This is a genomic window from Saliniradius amylolyticus (assembly GCF_003143555.1).
In the GTDB taxonomy this organism is placed as follows: domain Bacteria; phylum Pseudomonadota; class Gammaproteobacteria; order Enterobacterales; family Alteromonadaceae; genus Saliniradius; species Saliniradius amylolyticus.
Genome location: NZ_CP029347.1, coordinates 3,071,150 through 3,086,992, shown reverse-complemented (window position 1 = coordinate 3,086,992; position 15,843 = coordinate 3,071,150). Strand labels below are relative to the sequence as shown.

Genomic DNA, 15,843 nt, shown 5'->3' with positions numbered 1-15,843 from the left:
TAAATTCTTAAGTCTGTGTTAAGAGACGCGAGGCATAGTTTCTAACAACATCCGTTAGAAGAGCCTGTTTGTATGCGCCTTTACCTTCTATTGCTATGGCTGTGTGTGCCAGCGACGTTTGCTCAGCCCGCGCCTGACTTTACTCTGCCTTCACAGGGGTTACCCCAACACCTTACCGACCTAAAGGGCAAGGTGGTTTATGTGGATTTCTGGGCGTCCTGGTGTCCTCCCTGTCTTCGCTCCTTTCCGTGGATGAATCAAATGCAGGACGAATTCGGCGATCAACTGGTGATTGTTGCGATTAACGTGGATGCCGATCAGGCTAAGAAGCAAGCCTTTCTCGACGCAAATCCTGCCAACTTCGTTTTAGTTGATGACCCCAATGGAGAGATTGCCGCTCAGTACGACATCCTGGGGATGCCCAGCAGCTTTCTGGTCGACAAGTCCGGCGAGATCCGATTCGCCCATCAGGGCTTTTTCAATGCCAAAACCGAGCAGTACGAACAACAGATCCAGTCACTTATCAACGAGGCACTATAACCATGAGAATCAACCCCTTAGTGAGCAAATTACTGTTAGCAGCATTGGCGTTGCAGTTGAGTGCCTGTGCGTCTCTGGGGGTCGAACCCTGGGAGCGAGACCAACTGGCCCGCCAGGAAATGGCGCTGGATAACGAAGCCGTCGATCTGGCGCTGGACGATCATATTTATTTCAGTAAAGAAGGTTCCAGTGGTGGCCGGGCCTTTGCCGGAGGAGGCTGCGGATGCAACTAAATAAACCCATTAATCAGGCTTTGGCGGCGGCTACTTGTGCGCTGCTCGGCACATCGGTACATGCGACAGAACAAGATTCAGACTGGCAGTTTGATACGGCCCTGCTCTACTATGGTGAAACTGACCGGGTCACTGCGGTTGAAGGCGTATTCAACGCCAGCAAAGACTTTGGCGATCAGCGCATCTTTAACGGTAAGCTGGTGATCGACGGTTTAACCGGAGCCTCTGCTAATGGCGCCATCGCCCAGCCCAATGTACAAACGTTTACTCGACCGTCCGGTAATGGCCAATACGACGTCCAGTCTGGTGAAACACCGCTGGATGATACCTTTCGCGACACGCGTGTGCAGTTGAACGCTCAATGGTCTCAACCGCTATGGCGAGACTATCAGGGCAGCGTAGGTGTGCATCTTTCCAACGAGTACGACTATCGCTCTGTGGCGCTTAATGGCTCACTGGCACGAGATTTTAATCGTAAAAACACCACGGTCAGTCTCGGGTTGTCCTATGCCTTTGATCAGATTGACCCTGAAGGCGGACGACCTGTTGCGCTGTCTTCCATGGTGCTCCGGGGCAACTTCGATAGTGACCAGGCCTACCAGAGCGCGTTTGATGCCACTCGCTTAGACGGTACGGACGATAAAACCACCGTCGATATCATGGCTGGGGTTACCCAGGTCATTAATCGGCGCATGCTGATGCAGCTTAACTATGGCGTATCGCTGGTGGATGGTTACACCACCGACCCCTTTAAAGTGTTGTCGGTGGTTAACGATCAGGGGCGCCCCCAAGATCTGGTCTACGAGAATCGACCGGATACGCGAACACGACATAATATTTACTGGCGAACAAAGTACGCCCTTGATTATGGTATGGCCGATGTGTCTTACCGCTTTGCCACCGATGACTGGGACGTACAGTCACACACCATTGACTCGCGTTTTCGCTGGAACCTGTCCGGAACCAGTTATCTGCAGCCCCATGTGCGCTTTTATCAACAAAGCGCCGCCGAGTTCTATCAGCCTTACTTGTCAGACAATGCGATGCTGCCGCAGTTTGCAAGTGCTGACTATCGTATTGGTGATATGACCGCCTATACCCTGGGACTGGAATACGGCCAAACACTGAATAATGGGCATCAGTGGCGCTTTCGGCTGGAATACTATCAGCAAAACCCGGAAAACCCGGGTGTGACTTTGCCAGGTGGTCTCACAGACGATGACATCTTCCCCAGTGTGGATGCCGTTATCGCTCAGATCAGTTATCGGTTTTAGGTGGAAAATGGGGCCTTTATTCAAGCTCTCTGCCCGAAGTGACCACTTCTGTGGCCGCTTCGAGGCCATGGCCAGCCCCTGTGAGCTCTTGATAGAAACGGATAACGTCGATCGCGCCCGCTTGTTGATGCAAAAGGCGGTAAAGGAAACCCGTCGTATCGAGCATAAGTTCAGTCGTTACCGACAGGATAACCTCTGGTACCGAGTGAACCAGAGTCGGGGGAAACCGGTGGCCATCGACGAGGAAACCTACCAGCTGTTGCAGTTTGCCAATACCTGCTACCGGCTCAGCGAGGGGTTGTTTGATATTACCTCTGGCGTATTGCGTCGGGCCTGGCGGTTTGATGGCTCGGATCATCTGCCGTCTGCGCAACACATTGAAGCGCTAATGCCGCTCATCGGCTGGCGTCGTATCCAGTTTGATACCGAATCGATCATCGTACCTGAGGGAATGGAGTTGGATCTGGGCGGTATTGGTAAAGAGTACGCCGTGGATCGGGTTGCGGCCCTATGTCTCAAGCAAGCGCCCGGATTGTCGGTGGTGGTAAATTTTGGAGGGGATGTTCAGGTCACCTGCCCCCGTAAAACTGGTCAGCCCTGGCATATCGGGATTGAGAGCCCGGATCGGGAGAATGAAGCGCATGCCGTATTGCAGATTCAACATGGCGGCCTGGCAACCAGTGGCGATGCACGAAAGTACTTGTTGAAAGACGGAATCAGGTACGGCCACATCCTGAATCCCTTAACGGGGTATCCGGTTGAGGGCGCGCCGCGTTCCATCACTGTTGCCACGGCACACTGTACACAAGCCGGCTTGCTGGCCACACTGGCGATGCTTCAAGGCCTGCAGGCGGAAACGTTTTTAAAACAGCAGCAGGTTTCGTTTTGGGTTTCTCGGTAGGCTTTAATCGAACCGCTAAAACTCCCACTCAAGAGCAAAGCGCAGGGTGTGGTCTTTGCCCACGCCACTGTGACTGACTTCGGTAATAAAGCCTAATTCGTATTTAAGTTGCTTCTGCCCTTGGTAGCGCCATAGCCCCATCAAGCTAGGCCCAATACCAACGAAATCATCGCCGGTATAAATCTCAATGGCTGGTTGCAGTGCTGGTATCCAGCGGCAGCGATACTGAGCGCGAAACTCGGTTTTCAGCTCTTTATCTGCAATATCGCCCCAGGGATAGGCCAAAAATAGATTCAGGGTCAGGCTGTTCTTACCCAGCTCTTTTTCCATCAACAGGCCAGAAGCGGCACGCCACTCATTGTCTCGATGGCTGCGCTCCAGCTCGAACAGCATACCCCAGTCAGCCCAGTACTGGCCCTGTTCGGTAAGCATCCAACGACCTTCAAGCTCATAGGCATCGATACTAAAATCATCGTGCTCATCCCGGTTGCCAATGGCATAAAGCTCTACTGCAAAGTCATCGCTGATGGCTTTTCCAAAGCCCAGTTGCTGATTGAGCACATTGCCTTCATCCCACTGTCTGGAGGTAAAGCGCCACTCCACTTCCATTTCATTGGCCAGAACATAAGGGTGATAGACTTTATCCACGGCAAAGCCGTCGGCCCTGGCCAGAGAAGCAACGCATCCCAGAGAGAACAGTAATAGCGGAGCATAACGCATGATCAGGGTTGACCTCTTCGCTTGAGAATAAACAGGCCGCTCAGGCCGAGAGCCAGCGCGACAATATAAACCAGCACCTGAATGGCAAGCGGTGAGGATTGATAGCCTACCAGCACATTCAGCAGGTAGCCCAGCTCAGTCTCATCGGCGAGCAGAGATTGAAACTGCCATAGTGGAGGAGAGGCAGGAAGCAGGTCCGCTTGCATTAATAAGGGCAGAGCGTCGGTGAGCCGGCCGGTGCCGTAGAGCATTACCGGAATCCATACCAGCGCTCTGTCGGGCTGTTGTAATAGTAGGGTCATCATCAGGTGCACCAGTGTGGCCACCGCCAGACAGACGGTAATACCCAAAATTGTGCCAAGCAGCACGACAACCGGAGCCTGCTGCCAATAGGCCACAAAGTACAGGGCAGAGTCATGCAGTTCCATTACTGCGGTAATAACGGCCAGCACGAACGCGGCGTATTGCCATAACCGGGCCCGGCGAAACCACCAGCCAATCAGCATCAGGTAGAGCAAGCCAAACTGACAGGCTCGCAGAGCGAGTAGCAACACTTCCAGCCCCTGGCCATGAAACCACTGAGCCACCCGCGAGCTTGCCTGTATAAACAGGTACAGAAGCAGCAGGGCAATGACTGCAGCCGAAAACCAGCGCCGTACCTGACGCTCTTGCTGGTGTTGCAGCATTGCCACAATAAAAGCGAGCAGCACAAATACGGGCAGCGCATCACGCAGAAACAGAATAATACTGCTACTGAGCATCAGGCACCTCCTTGTCAGGGAGTGCAATAATTATTCCCTGAGCCTGGTTGGGGTTAAACTCGCCAAAAAAGTGATACTCACCGGGGTATAGAGGGCCGATGTAGATGGTAGTGCTGCTATTAGGAAACAGGACTTTTTCCCGGTTCAGGTCAAAGCTATCAAACTCCTCGGTGGTGGCATCCTGGTTATGCACCCTAAGCTTGATCTTTTGTCCGGCCGGGACCTTCAGCAGTGAGGGGTAAAACAAATGATCTTTTAACCGCAGCTCCACCTGCGGTAACTCGGCCAGTGCCGAGGCTGTGAATAAAAAAGTAAGTACCAACCAACATCGCATGGTTCAGTCTCGCCGTGCCGGTAAATAAACGTCTACCCGTAAACCACCCAGCGAGAGCGAACGCGAGAAACGCAACTGGCCCTGATATAACTCCAGAATATGCCCCACAATCGCAAGCCCCAGACCACAACCGGGTTCACCGGAGGGGTGGCGGTCACCTCCGACACGATAAAAGCGTTCAAACACCTGCTTATATTGCGCTTCTGGTATGCCCGGGCCGGAGTCCTCAATAGAAATAAGTACGTGTTCGCCCTGTTGTTTTGCCTGAATATGTATCGTGCCTTGGGCAGGAGTATATTTAAAAGCATTGCCAATCAGGTTATCCAGCAGCAGCTTGAGAGAGAATTCATCGCCGGTGACGGAAAAATCATCGGCCAGCAGTTGAAGGTGTTGCTGTTTGTGCTGATAAAGCCTTTGGCAGCGGGCGATGGATGCCTCCAGCAGTGGCCTTGCGACCAGGTCTTTTAGCTCGGCAGTGAAGTGCTCAGGATTGGTTCGATTGAGTAGCAATATTTGCTCGATCAAATGACTCATGCGATCAATGCCTTGCTCCATCGATGTGAGTGTTGATACATCCTCCACCTGCTGTTTGAGGTTATACAGCTCGACCTTAAGCACCGTCAGCGGCGTGCGCAGCTCATGGGCGGCATCAGAAGCGAAGCGTCGCTCCCGCTCCAATGCCTGTTGCAATCTTGCCATCAGGCTATTTAACGTCTCTATAACGGGTTTTAGCTCGGCGGGTTGGTGGGCTGCAGGCAAAGGGGTCAGGTCGCCGGGTTCCTGCTGTGCCAAAGCCCGGGATAATTGTTTTAACGGCCTGAGGCCATATCCCACCGCCAGGAAAATAGCGATGGCCAGCACAAACAGCATCACCACCAGAGGAATCAGAGCTTCTAACATTAACTCCTCGGCGAGCTCGTAGCGGTAATTCATAGGCTGAGCCACAAACACCTTGCGCTGCCCATTATGGGTGGCAAACACACGCCAGCGCTGCAGGGCAAAGTTGGCCTGGGAGTAGCCGGTTTGTTCGGTGAAGGGAACATCCGGTGTATTATCGGTGTGCAACACGAGATTGCCGTCTTGCCAGACCTGAAAGGCAATACCCTGAGCAACGGAGCCAGTGGTTCGATGTTCGGAGATCGGGGGAAGCCGCAGCAGGCTTTGGGCCAGCGTTTTGAGTTGTTTGTCCATTTGCTGCTCGGCGCGAGCCGCCACACTGCGGTAGCTTTGCATCGCGGCAAAGAATACCGCAATGGTCATAATGGATAGCAGCAGGCCCAGTAAGAAACGGCGAATCGAGATCATGCCGGTTGGATGCAGTAGCCCATGCCGCGAGTATTCTGGATAAAGTCTACCGGCAGCTTTTTGCGTAATTTATGAATGTGCACTTCCACCGCATTACTGGCTACTTCCTCGCCCCATTCATAAAGTTTGGTTTCCAGCTTCTCACGTGAGTAGAAGCGTCCGGCGTTTTCCATCAGGATTTTCAGTAACATATATTCTTTTTTTGACAGCCGGATGGGGGTTTCCTGAAGCGTAACCTGTTGTGCGGTGGTATCCAGCGTTACCGGGCCAATCTGCACAATTCCGGTGCTTGCCGTGCCGAGCCGCCGCTCGATAACCCGCAGACGAGCAAACAACTCTTCCATCTCGAAGGGCTTAACGAGGTAATCATCGGCTCCGGCATCCAGTCCACTGACTCTGTCGTCCAGCCGGTCTCGCGCTGTCAGCACCAGTACCGGAATGGGAGATTTCTTCTGGCGCAGGCTCTTAAGTACATCCACTCCATCCATGTCCGGCAAACCCAGATCCAGTATGGCTGCGTCCACATCGCCGTCCTGTAAGGCCATCAGAGCCTGTTTGCCTGAGGTCAGGTGATCGACGGCGAACCCTTGCCCTTTAAGCGCGGTTTTAATCCCCTGTGCCAGCGGGTAGTCATCCTCTACCAATAAGATTCGCATCGTTTTGGTTCCTTTGACGGTTTGCTATTGGAAGCGACGTGCTGTGCTGCTTGTGCTAACCAGTATGACCGCACAAGCTTAAGTTTGCCTTAAGCTTGTACAAGATTTCCTGTTTATGACGACAAAAACGTAAGTCCCGTAAGCTTATTGAGAGTAAACCTTTGGTACTTTGAGCGTCATTTTCTGGTGAGAGTGGGGCTCAACCCAGGCGGAACGAGCCGCTTTGAGTCGCTGCTCAGACAACGCTTGCGCAACGTTTTAAGGCTTTAAATCAATAAAATCCGAACGCCAATCAGCACCAGTACTACACCGCCCAGTAATTCGGCTTTGTGCTCCAGCCATACGCCGCTTCGGGCCCCCACGTACACACCCGCCCAACTCATCACAAAGGTGGTGACGCCAATCAGCAAACAGGCCACCACGGCGCTCACGCTCAATAACGTCAGGCTAAAGCCCGCGGCCATGGCATCAATGCTGGTGGCGATGGCCAGGATAAACAGCACTCGGTGGGTGACTTGTGCGATGTCGTCGCCAATGTCTTCCGAAAAGGACTCAGCAATCATCTTGCCGCCAATCAGCACCAGCAGCCCGCATGCGACCCAGGGCGCGTAGTCGGCAAACCAGCCAACTACCCCTCGGCCCAACAAGTACCCGATCAACGGCATTAGACCTTGAAACACACCAAAATAGACCGCGCACAGCATGGCAAGCGTACGCTTACGCTGCGGATATTTTGCCCCCAGGCCAATAGATACGGCAAAGGCATCCATGCTCAGCGCAAAGGCCAGTAAAAAAACTTCAATCACAGCCAATCCTCAAATTGAGAGAGAGAATAACGGTGCCGATCAGTTGCGATGGACAAAGTAATGGCGAATGGCGCCCAGCAAGTGCAGCCCAATGAGGACAGGCAGAATATACAAGCCCGTTACCACGTGAATGGTCTCCATCAATTCATGGACGGACGACAGGCTCTCCAAGGGCAAGCAGATGGCAAACCAGCCAAACACGTCCACACACTCATTCTCAGTAAATAAATACATGGGGCCTGTGATCACCTGAACAGTCAGCAGAACCAAAATGGCAAGATGAGTGACTTTCGCCATCAGCCGGATGGGCTTGGGGTCTGGGTTAGCTGGCGGAAACCCTTCCACCAGTCGAATGCCAATACGCCACACCACAATCAAAAAGACAAAGAAGCCGAGGGAGATATGAATATCTTGAACGTAATCTTCAATGGCGTCGGTGGGCGCGGCGGCCATCATAAAGCCCAGCGTCATCATCACGAAAATGAGTACAGCAACGCCCCAATGGAGTACCACGGAAAGTGGCGAATAACGGCGAGTGTCAGACATAGCGACTCCCTGCAGAATCAATTCGATATGGCGCCAGTTTAACACGGAGGACGGCGGTGGGGATTGATCGAGGTCCAAACAATGCCGATTCACCGCCGCGTTTTAAGTGACAAGGTCATATCACTCGCTGACCGTGTCGTAGAGCGTTAAGCAAAAGGCCTCCCTGCGGTGAGCAATTCCTAATGAGATGACACTAGTTTGCGTGTTTTTGCAGTAGTTGAAATAGCTCGTCTTTCAGTTTGACGCGTTCGAGCTTGAGCTCTTCAACGCGGGCATCGTCAGCCGCCATGCTCTTGTTCTCCAGGTCAAACACCTCTTCATCAAGCTGGCTGTATTTTTTCATCAGGCGGGAAAAGTTATCGTCAGAGCCGTCAAGCTTGTCGATAAGCGCTTCATGCCCGGGGAACTCTTTTTTCAGTGGGTGTTTTTCTAGTGGCATTGATGTCCTCCAAGTGATTGGATAGAAATGTTCACCTTTCAGAGTAGACGCTATACGCCGTAACGTCTTGGCTATGATGCTGTGAATGGTCAAAGATTCCTCAAGCGAATCGGGCGTTTATAACCGTCATACCGGACATGGTTCAGTATTCGGCTATGCGCGAGCAAATATAAGTGGCGCTATATACGCAGTTGCGTAGATAAATAAGAGACTTGTAGTTTATGTTGCTGGCCAACCTCAGAGTCACGCCAGCTTGTGGGTAACTATTTGGGTCATGGTAAGGATACGAGCATGACGTCGACTCAAAACCGCGTATCGCCGCCTGCGCATAAACTAAAATGAGTCTCAGCATAACCCTCTCAAAGCGCTATATAAGTACAGCATGGATAACAGTGGCACCCGTTAGTTAATGGTCTCTCTCGGTAAAACGATGTTATGGTTGTGGTGACCAACGCACTGCGTGTTAAAAACGCCAAACTGGGTCCATATGAATAGCAAAGTGATATGTGATTACACCGTTAAAATAGACTGCCCAATGCAATGGGACAGCATGACTCCCGTTGATGAAACAGACCGTGCCAGACTCTGCGGTCAGTGCTCAAGACAGGTACGTTGGTGTGACACAGAGTCTGATTTACGACAAGCCATGGCAGATCGTCAATGTGTTGCCGCCAAAAGCATGCTATTGAAGAGGCTTAATGTCATTTCGGAAGGTCAAGACTATGTCACGTATGTTGGTGAGATTGAGCAACATTATGAGGTCGCGCCTAACAGTAAGTCTGGCAGATAAGGTACAGCACAAAAACGTTTGATGTGTGGCCCGAACGCCGCCACTTTGGTCGCTTCTCAGCGCGCCCTCAACGGACTCGATCTTCTTCAGCATGGTGCTGTTGGGAAAGAAAGTGGCATAGTCAAAAGTGCCGAGCAGAATCTCTGCCTCAATCCGATCGACCAGGCCCTTTAATTTTCTGCGGTTGGAGGGGGTGTCTGTCAGGTCGGCTTGCTCTCGGCATCGCACATTGCGATACCGAAAGTCGATAAACAGCTTGCCTGTTTCTTTACGTACATTGATCTTAGCCATGACTCACCCCGCCGTTCGTCATAGGGATAGCCATGGCTTGCTGCGAGAACTTACGCATGTCTTGCTGAATGGCGCTCCAGTCGTAAAGAATCTTGCGGCCACCGAAAGGCCGAATATAGTGCCGACCTTCAATCAGTACCGAGTCCTTCAGACGCTCACGAATGGTTCGGGCGTCGTACTTCATCAGTTTTGCGAGCTCACCGGTGGTGACGTATTGTGTTACTTGTTTCATCGATTCCTCCTAAAAAGGGTGTTAACCTAGAAAGCAAAGAGTCATTGAACTAAACAATTTGCCATCCTAAATGACATTATGCGTGCCAAAATGCATTTGTCAATGGCTTTTTGCCATTCTGGATGACATAAGGTCATTTTAGAGGTTAATCGGCATGATTCGGTGTCACCTAGCTAGGCTAATGGGCGAGCGAAAAATGAAGATCATGGATGTGGCAAGAGAAACCGGCTTAAACCGCAACACGGTCACGCTGCTGTATAAAGAAACCGCCCAACGAGTGGATTTAGAGGCGATCGACAAGTTATGTGACTTGTTTGATTGTGAAGTGGGTGAGTTGCTGGAGAAGGTGGCTGATGATACATGATTGCTAAAACCACAGAGTTAAGAGTATCACTACAAAAGCTACTATTGGTGAATGGAAGCGACATTGGTAGATGTGGTGGATTTAAAATCGACTGGTGATGATATCGAGTCACTATAAGTCCGCACGAATTCGAACATGAATTTGTGTCGCCTTGAGATGTTAAGTTTAATTTGGACATAAAGATGTCTGGTTTCTCAATATTTTTACAGATAATAACCAATAATTTTTGAGAAAATATGATAGTTAGTACTGGAAAAGAAATAGAAATAACAACAATTGAAGACGGCATGATGCTGGATTACCTAACCAATAATCCAATAAAAGAAACGCCGAAAGAGCTGGTTCGACAGAAAACTTTACGCGCTTTGTTCCACGAATACGGAATAAGCGCCGACGACATGGAACTTGATGTAAAAGTTAAAATTGGTGGTAAGCAGAAAAAAATAGATATCGCCATTTTTGAGCACGGCGCAGAACATGATATAAAGAATATTCGTCGAATCGTTATCTGTGATAAAGAGCCCAAAAAGGGAAAAAAATCTGCAGTAAAAATGCGTGACCACGACCAAGCGCAAAAAGATCTTCAATTAATGGAAGATATGATGCGTGAACAGGTTGGTGATAAATACCTTTTAGAAAAGTGTCATTGGGGACTATGGACAAATGGTATTGAGTTTTTCTTCGTCGAAAAGGAAGAATCGCGTTTTGATACAATATTCAATGCAGTAGGTGACTGGCCGCTAGCTGACGAGACTGTGGCCAGTAGAGATGTTGCCTCTCATGCAAAACTAAGAACAGCTGATCGAGAGATGCTGCTCACTGCATTCCGCCGTTGTCATAACTTTATTCACGGTAACGAAGGAATGCCAAAAGATGCGGCATTCTGGCAGTTCTTGTATCTCATTTTCTCCAAAATGTACGATGAACGAATTGATAATAGAGAGCGCGAATTTTGGGCCTCGGCTACTGAACAGTTTGACGATGCAGGCCGCAAGAAGATTAGGGAGCGAATTGCTCCATTGTTTGAAAAAGTAAAGACCGCCTATCCTGAAATTTTCAGTGGTAATGAAGAGATTACTTTGTCTGATCGAGCGCTGGCATTCATGGTGTCAGAACTCGCTAAATACGACTTTACCCGCACTGAAATGGATGCCAAAGGCGCTGCTTATCAAGAAGTGGTTGGTGATAACTTGCGTGGCGACCGAGGCCAGTACTTTACACCTCGTGGCGCAATCAAACTAATTGTCGAAATGATGGCACCACAACCACATGAGAAAGTGCTGGACCCATCATGTGGTACGGGGGGCTTCCTCGAGCAGACTTTGAGCTTCATCAATAACCAATTACACGAAGAAGAAAAAGTAAAATTGGGTGCTGAAACCACAGAAGAATTCATTTCTATTCAGCAACAAATTAAAGAGTTTGCCGAAAACAATCTGTTTGGTTGTGACTTTGACCCCTTCCTGTGCCGTGCATCGCAAATGAACGTGGTAATGGCAAGTAATGCCATGGCTAACATCTACCACATGAACTCATTGGAATACCCGCACGGACATTTAAAAGGCGTAGACCCCGCCAAAAAAACGATTCCTGTCGGTGATTCCAGCGGTAAAGACGGCAGTGTTGATGTGATCTTAACTAACCCACCGTTTGGTTCCGACATCCCAGTGACCGACAAGCAAATTCTAGAGCAATACGACCTTGCCTATGTGTGGGAGCGCACTGAAAACGGCGGCTTTAGAAAAACAGAACGCCGTAAAGATGCAGTTTCGCCCGAAATTTTGTTCATTGAGCGTTGCGTGCAGTGGCTCAAGCAAGGCGGACGTATGGGGATCGTGTTGCCTGACGGCATTCTGGGTAACCCAGGTGACGAATATATACGCTGGTGGCTTATGCAAGAGTGTTGGGTGCTGGGGTGCGTCGACTTACCGGTTGAGTCATTTATCGTTGAAGCTAACGTAAATATCTTAACGAGCTTATTGTTCTTGAAAAAGAAAACCGATACTGAAAAAGATGCAATCGCCATCGGTGGAGAGCCCGAATACCCGGTATTTATGGCGGTAGCTGAAAAGGTAGGCTTCGATCGTCGTGGTAATACGCTTTATGAGCGTCACCCAGACGGCGAAGAGAAAGTTATCGAAGAAGAAGTTGAAGAGCGTATTCGCATTAACGGTCAAAATGTGGTGCGTAAGCTGAAGCGCCGAAGCAAAATTTTAGATGACGATCTGCCAAAGATTGCCAAAGCCTGGAGAGAGTTTCGCGCTAACAATCTGGAACCATCGATATGATCTCAAGGATAGAGGCCTATAAATACCGCTGCTTTAACACCTTGGATCTCGCTCTTGAGCAGCAGCATGTATTTACAGGCTCTAATGGTTCAGGTAAAACAACGTTACTTGATATCCCAGCTTTGTTTGGTGATTTACTGAAGGTGTCGGATATAAACGATGCGTTCTTTAAACCCACCAATGGCAGAGAACGTGCTCGCGCAGACACAGCCAAAGAAGTTGTTCATCAACTTCGAGGCGAGTACTTTATCTTGGCACTGGAAGTGCGCTTGCCTCCTTCAGTTATTGAGGAACTGTTAAGAGGTGCTAGCGATGCCTGGCAGAGTAAGTTTCAGAAAATAGAATTAAGACCCGATACCGCGCGATATGAAATATCGTTCAGAATCAACCAGGATAAATTTCAAGTTACAGAAGAACACTTAACGCTTTTTCCAAATAATGAGTTGCGCCCTGAGCATGGCATGGGTCTTATTGGCGTAGATGATTTCAGGCGCAGTGCGCCTTGGTTTAAGGTGTTATCGCGCAGTTTAGGTACCAAAGTTAAATACCAGGCAGAGTATCAAGCTGGAAAATCATCCATCCTTGAATTTGGCCTACGAGATAGCCAATTGGCTTTGGCCGCGCTACCTGCTGACCATGATTTATACCCCGCAGCGCTATGGCTTCAAGAGTTTCTTATACAAGGCTCACATTGCTACGAGCCACAATGGCCTGCAATGCGATTAGCTGCATCGCCAAGAGATAAGCACGCCTTTAAAGCGGACGGGAGTAGTTTACCTTGGCAAGTACATGCCTTGCAGCAGCGCGACCCTGAAGGCTTAAACGAATGGCTAGAGTTGGTGCAAATGGCGCTGCCCTCTATTGCCAAAATTGAAGCCAAGCAGCGTATCGATGATAGCTTTTGTTACCTAGAAGTAACCTATAGCAACTGTATGGTAGTGCCTTCGAGCGGCTTGTCGCACGGTACTCTGCATATATTAGCGTTGACCATTATTCCTTATTTGCAAAATGCACCTAAGATCATCACCTTGGAGGAGCCTGAGAACGGAATTCATCCTAAGGCAATCGATGCGGTGTTAGAAGCGTTAAAGCTCACCTCTGATACGCAACTGTGGCTATCAACTCACTCGCCAGTGGTACTCGCCAATACCGAAGTAGAGCAAATCATTACCATGCGCTTTAACCAAGACGGCGCAACAGAAGTATTAAAAGGCCATGAACACCCCCGCCTAAAAACATGGAAGGGCGAAGTGGATTTAGGAACCCTATTTGCGGCCGGAGTGTTGGAATAACCATGAGAGATATTGTTTTTTTAGTGGCCGACGGTGAAATGCAATCGACCGTAGAAGGCTTTTTCGAAAATCCAGCGTTTGATACGCGATTACAATGTGCCAGATTTGAATTCGATACCAAGCAAGATTTAATCAAACACCCAAGAAAAGATCCGGGTGTTTATCAGGATGGTCATAACCTGCTGAAAAGCTATGTTGATACCCATAACTACGCGGTTGTTATGGTTGACTTTGCGTTTAATGACAACCTACAAACAATGAATTATCAGCAGTTTTGTGAAACGATTAAAGCCAATATGCGTGCAGCAGGTTGGCCAGATGATCGCTTTTTTGTCATGGCAATTAACCCTGAACTAGAGGTGTTGATGTGGCAAGCTGATACCAGCCGCATCGAGCATATTTTTGATTACCCAAGAGATAGAGGCGCAGGCACCTTAAGAGATTGGTTGCAAGCTAAAAACCTTTGGGATGCAGGCGCACTTAAACCTACCGATCCTAAAGCAGCAATTGATGCGGTAAGAGGTCAAAACTGGGGGCGGAAAAAGACCCACTCACAGTTATTTAAGCGCATTGCCAAAGAGGTGTCTTTACGTCGTTGTGAAGATGAGTCGTTTAATGGCTTATTGCAACAAATTCAGGCTTGGTATCCGAGGGGTTACGCATGATAGTAAAAAAAATCCCAAATTCATGGTTAAAAAATGAAGGTAATAGACTTGATTGCGGCCCGTTTGTAAGTGGTTCGGTTGAGGCTAGGTACAAACTTAAAGCTTTGTCTGGAAAAACAACTGAATTGAGCAAATTGACTTTACCGGGCGGTGTATTAAATGGACCAGTATTCAAAAGACACTATGTCAATGATGAGGCGTACGGTATTCCGTTTTTAGGCAGCTCAGACATGATTAATTCTCGTTTCGAGAAGTTGCCACTGTTCTCAAGAGTTGAGGCTAACAAAACAAAGCTTAAGCCTTTAATACTTAAAGAAGGTTCATCACTAATTTCATGCTCCGGCACTATTGGAAAAATGGCTTACGTTACCAGTGAAATGGCAGGGTTCTTATCATCACAACATTTGATTAAAGTGATTCCTGATGAAACGAAGGTCAACTGGGGGTATTTATATGCTTTTCTATCCAGTGTTTATGCAAACTCAATGATAAAATCAGGAACGTATGGTGCGATAATTACTCATATCGAACCGCATCATATTTCTGATTTGCCCGTTCCAAGGTTTGATTTCGAACTAGAAAATGAAATAGGAAACAAAGTCAAAACGGCTTCTACGAAACGCGCGGCTGCAAATAGCTTTTTTCGAATAGCTGGTGAAAAAGTTAACGAGTATTTCGCTTTTCCTCCTAAGTTGGCCTCTCCTCATAGGGTATTTAATACAGCCGTTGCCAGTTCAAGTTTTGTTCAAAAACGTATGGATGCAACTTATCACGATCGAGTTGCCCAAATGAGTGATGACTTGGTTGAACAGGCTGGTGCAGAAAAAACTTTGGCTGAGTTAGGTGTGATCACCGGTGAATCTGGGAGAATGAAACTGATATTTACCGAGAGTGATCATGGGGTTCCATTTTCGACGAGTGGTGAAATTTTCCGTGCTCGTTACGAGCCAAAACGATTTTTAGCAAAATCAAAGTTGGGTGATGTTGCAGATTGGGGAGTGCGTCAAGAAGACATTTTATTGGCTCGTAGTGGGCAAGTAGGTGGCATTATTGGTACAGGTGTTTGGGCTGATTCTCGCTTCGAAAACGCAGCTGTGTCTGTCGACGTGATAAGAATAAAAGCTCAAGACTCAGAGGTTTTACCTGGTTATCTGTATGCCTATCTGATGTGTACAGATGTCGGTTACAGACAGCTTATTAGGTCAGCTGCTGGAAGCTCAATCCCACACTTATCTTCCGACGATGTTTTGAAACTAAAGCTGCCTCGTATGGGGGCTATGGAAGAAAAAGCAGTGCATGAGCTAGTTCAAAAAGCTGGTGAGCTGGCTGCAGAAGCACAGAAGCTCGAAGATGAAGCGGTAAAAATGGTCGAAGAGGCAATAGAAGCTGCAGCACCAAAGCATTAG

At 49.0% G+C, this 15,843-nt stretch carries 20 protein-coding genes; 10 read left to right on the top strand and 10 right to left on the bottom strand.

The genetic code is table 11. The features are described 5' to 3' along the window. The first annotated feature begins 72 nt into the window (after positions 1-72). The 4 genes from HMF8227_RS14360 to HMF8227_RS14345 are packed head-to-tail and all read left to right on the top strand — an operon-like array spanning position 73 to position 2,948. Positions 73-540: a TlpA family protein disulfide reductase gene (locus HMF8227_RS14360; RefSeq protein WP_109340841.1), complete on the top strand. Its 468-nt coding sequence runs from the start codon at positions 73-75 to the stop codon at positions 538-540. 2 nt (positions 541-542) lie between these two features. Further along, positions 543-773, top strand: a complete 231-nt coding sequence (locus HMF8227_RS14355; protein WP_109340840.1) for a DUF4266 domain-containing protein — start codon at positions 543-545, stop codon at positions 771-773. Then, entirely contained in the window at positions 764-2,047 is a 1,284-nt protein-coding gene (locus HMF8227_RS14350) for a DUF3570 domain-containing protein (protein WP_109340839.1), read from the top strand. Before HMF8227_RS14355 ends, HMF8227_RS14350 begins: the two co-directional genes overlap by 10 nt. Before the next feature lie 7 nt (positions 2,048-2,054). Beyond that, positions 2,055-2,948 (top strand): FAD:protein FMN transferase, encoded by an 894-nt coding sequence (locus HMF8227_RS14345; protein ID WP_239421322.1) that lies wholly within the window; start codon positions 2,055-2,057, stop codon positions 2,946-2,948. 15 nt (positions 2,949-2,963) lie between these two features. On the opposite strand, the gene HMF8227_RS14340 is transcribed toward HMF8227_RS14345, so the two are convergent. The 8 genes from HMF8227_RS14340 to HMF8227_RS14305 form a co-directional block, all read right to left on the bottom strand. Then, positions 2,964-3,668 (bottom strand): hypothetical protein, encoded by a 705-nt coding sequence (locus tag HMF8227_RS14340; protein WP_109340838.1) that lies wholly within the window; start codon positions 3,666-3,668, stop codon positions 2,964-2,966. A 2-nt stretch (positions 3,669-3,670) separates the two neighbouring features. Beyond that, positions 3,671-4,429 carry a hypothetical protein gene (locus HMF8227_RS14335; RefSeq protein WP_109340837.1) on the bottom strand — a complete coding sequence of 253 codons (759 nt, stop codon included), beginning with the start codon at positions 4,427-4,429 and terminating at the stop codon, positions 3,671-3,673. Continuing rightward, positions 4,419-4,763: a cupredoxin domain-containing protein gene (locus HMF8227_RS14330; RefSeq protein ID WP_109340836.1), complete on the bottom strand. Its 345-nt coding sequence runs from the start codon at positions 4,761-4,763 to the stop codon at positions 4,419-4,421. Before HMF8227_RS14330 ends, HMF8227_RS14335 begins: the two co-directional genes overlap by 11 nt. A gap of 3 nt (positions 4,764-4,766) precedes the next feature. Further along, a complete protein-coding gene (locus HMF8227_RS14325; RefSeq protein ID WP_109340835.1) occupies positions 4,767-6,068 on the bottom strand; it encodes an ATP-binding protein in 1,302 nt (433 codons plus the stop codon). Beyond that, complete coding sequence (locus HMF8227_RS14320; RefSeq protein WP_109340834.1) at positions 6,065-6,724, bottom strand: response regulator; 660 nt, start codon at positions 6,722-6,724, stop codon at positions 6,065-6,067. Before HMF8227_RS14320 ends, HMF8227_RS14325 begins: the two co-directional genes overlap by 4 nt. A gap of 266 nt (positions 6,725-6,990) precedes the next feature. Then, entirely contained in the window at positions 6,991-7,530 is a 540-nt protein-coding gene (locus HMF8227_RS14315) for a manganese efflux pump MntP (RefSeq protein ID WP_109340833.1), read from the bottom strand. A gap of 39 nt (positions 7,531-7,569) precedes the next feature. Next, a complete protein-coding gene (locus HMF8227_RS14310) occupies positions 7,570-8,076 on the bottom strand; it encodes a cytochrome b (protein ID WP_109340832.1) in 507 nt (168 codons plus the stop codon). Between the two features lie 193 nt (positions 8,077-8,269). Beyond that, the gene (locus HMF8227_RS14305) at positions 8,270-8,515 is read right to left on the bottom strand and encodes an HP1242/YdcH family protein (protein WP_109340831.1); all 246 of its coding nucleotides are present in this window, start codon (positions 8,513-8,515) and stop codon (positions 8,270-8,272) included. Between the two features lie 563 nt (positions 8,516-9,078). Here HMF8227_RS14305 and HMF8227_RS15285 point away from each other — a divergent pair. After that, entirely contained in the window at positions 9,079-9,204 is a 126-nt protein-coding gene (locus HMF8227_RS15285; RefSeq protein WP_275425510.1) for a hypothetical protein, read from the top strand. Here HMF8227_RS15285 and HMF8227_RS14300 read toward each other — a convergent pair. Both HMF8227_RS14300 and HMF8227_RS14295 read right to left on the bottom strand, forming a co-directional pair. After that, positions 9,198-9,596 (bottom strand): Arm DNA-binding domain-containing protein, encoded by a 399-nt coding sequence (locus HMF8227_RS14300; protein ID WP_109340830.1) that lies wholly within the window; start codon positions 9,594-9,596, stop codon positions 9,198-9,200. The two genes, HMF8227_RS15285 and HMF8227_RS14300, sit on opposite strands and share 7 nt — an antisense overlap. Then, positions 9,589-9,828, bottom strand: coding sequence for a hypothetical protein (locus HMF8227_RS14295; RefSeq protein ID WP_109340829.1), 240 nt, complete (start codon positions 9,826-9,828; stop codon positions 9,589-9,591). Before HMF8227_RS14295 ends, HMF8227_RS14300 begins: the two co-directional genes overlap by 8 nt. Before the next feature lie 154 nt (positions 9,829-9,982). On the opposite strand from HMF8227_RS14295, the gene HMF8227_RS14290 reads away from it, so the two are divergent. The 5 genes from HMF8227_RS14290 to mads5 all read left to right on the top strand — a co-directional run bounded on the left by HMF8227_RS14290 (position 9,983) and on the right by mads5 (position 15,843). After that, positions 9,983-10,192, top strand: a complete 210-nt coding sequence (locus HMF8227_RS14290; RefSeq protein WP_109340828.1) for a helix-turn-helix domain-containing protein — start codon at positions 9,983-9,985, stop codon at positions 10,190-10,192. Positions 10,193-10,428: 236 nt separating this feature from the next. Further along, positions 10,429-12,480, top strand: coding sequence for a methylation-associated defense system DNA methyltransferase MAD2 (gene mads2, locus HMF8227_RS14285; RefSeq protein ID WP_109340827.1), 2,052 nt, complete (start codon positions 10,429-10,431; stop codon positions 12,478-12,480). After that, entirely contained in the window at positions 12,477-13,772 is a 1,296-nt protein-coding gene (mads3, locus tag HMF8227_RS14280; protein ID WP_109340826.1) for a methylation-associated defense system AAA family ATPase MAD3, read from the top strand. The genes mads2 and mads3 overlap by 4 nt, the downstream gene beginning before the upstream one ends. Positions 13,773-13,774: 2 nt before the next feature. Beyond that, the gene (gene mads4, locus HMF8227_RS14275; RefSeq protein ID WP_109340825.1) at positions 13,775-14,437 is read left to right on the top strand and encodes a methylation-associated defense system protein MAD4; all 663 of its coding nucleotides are present in this window, start codon (positions 13,775-13,777) and stop codon (positions 14,435-14,437) included. Beyond that, a complete protein-coding gene (gene mads5 / locus HMF8227_RS14270; RefSeq protein ID WP_109340824.1) occupies positions 14,434-15,843 on the top strand; it encodes a methylation-associated defense system restriction endonuclease subunit S MAD5 in 1,410 nt (469 codons plus the stop codon). Before mads4 ends, mads5 begins: the two co-directional genes overlap by 4 nt.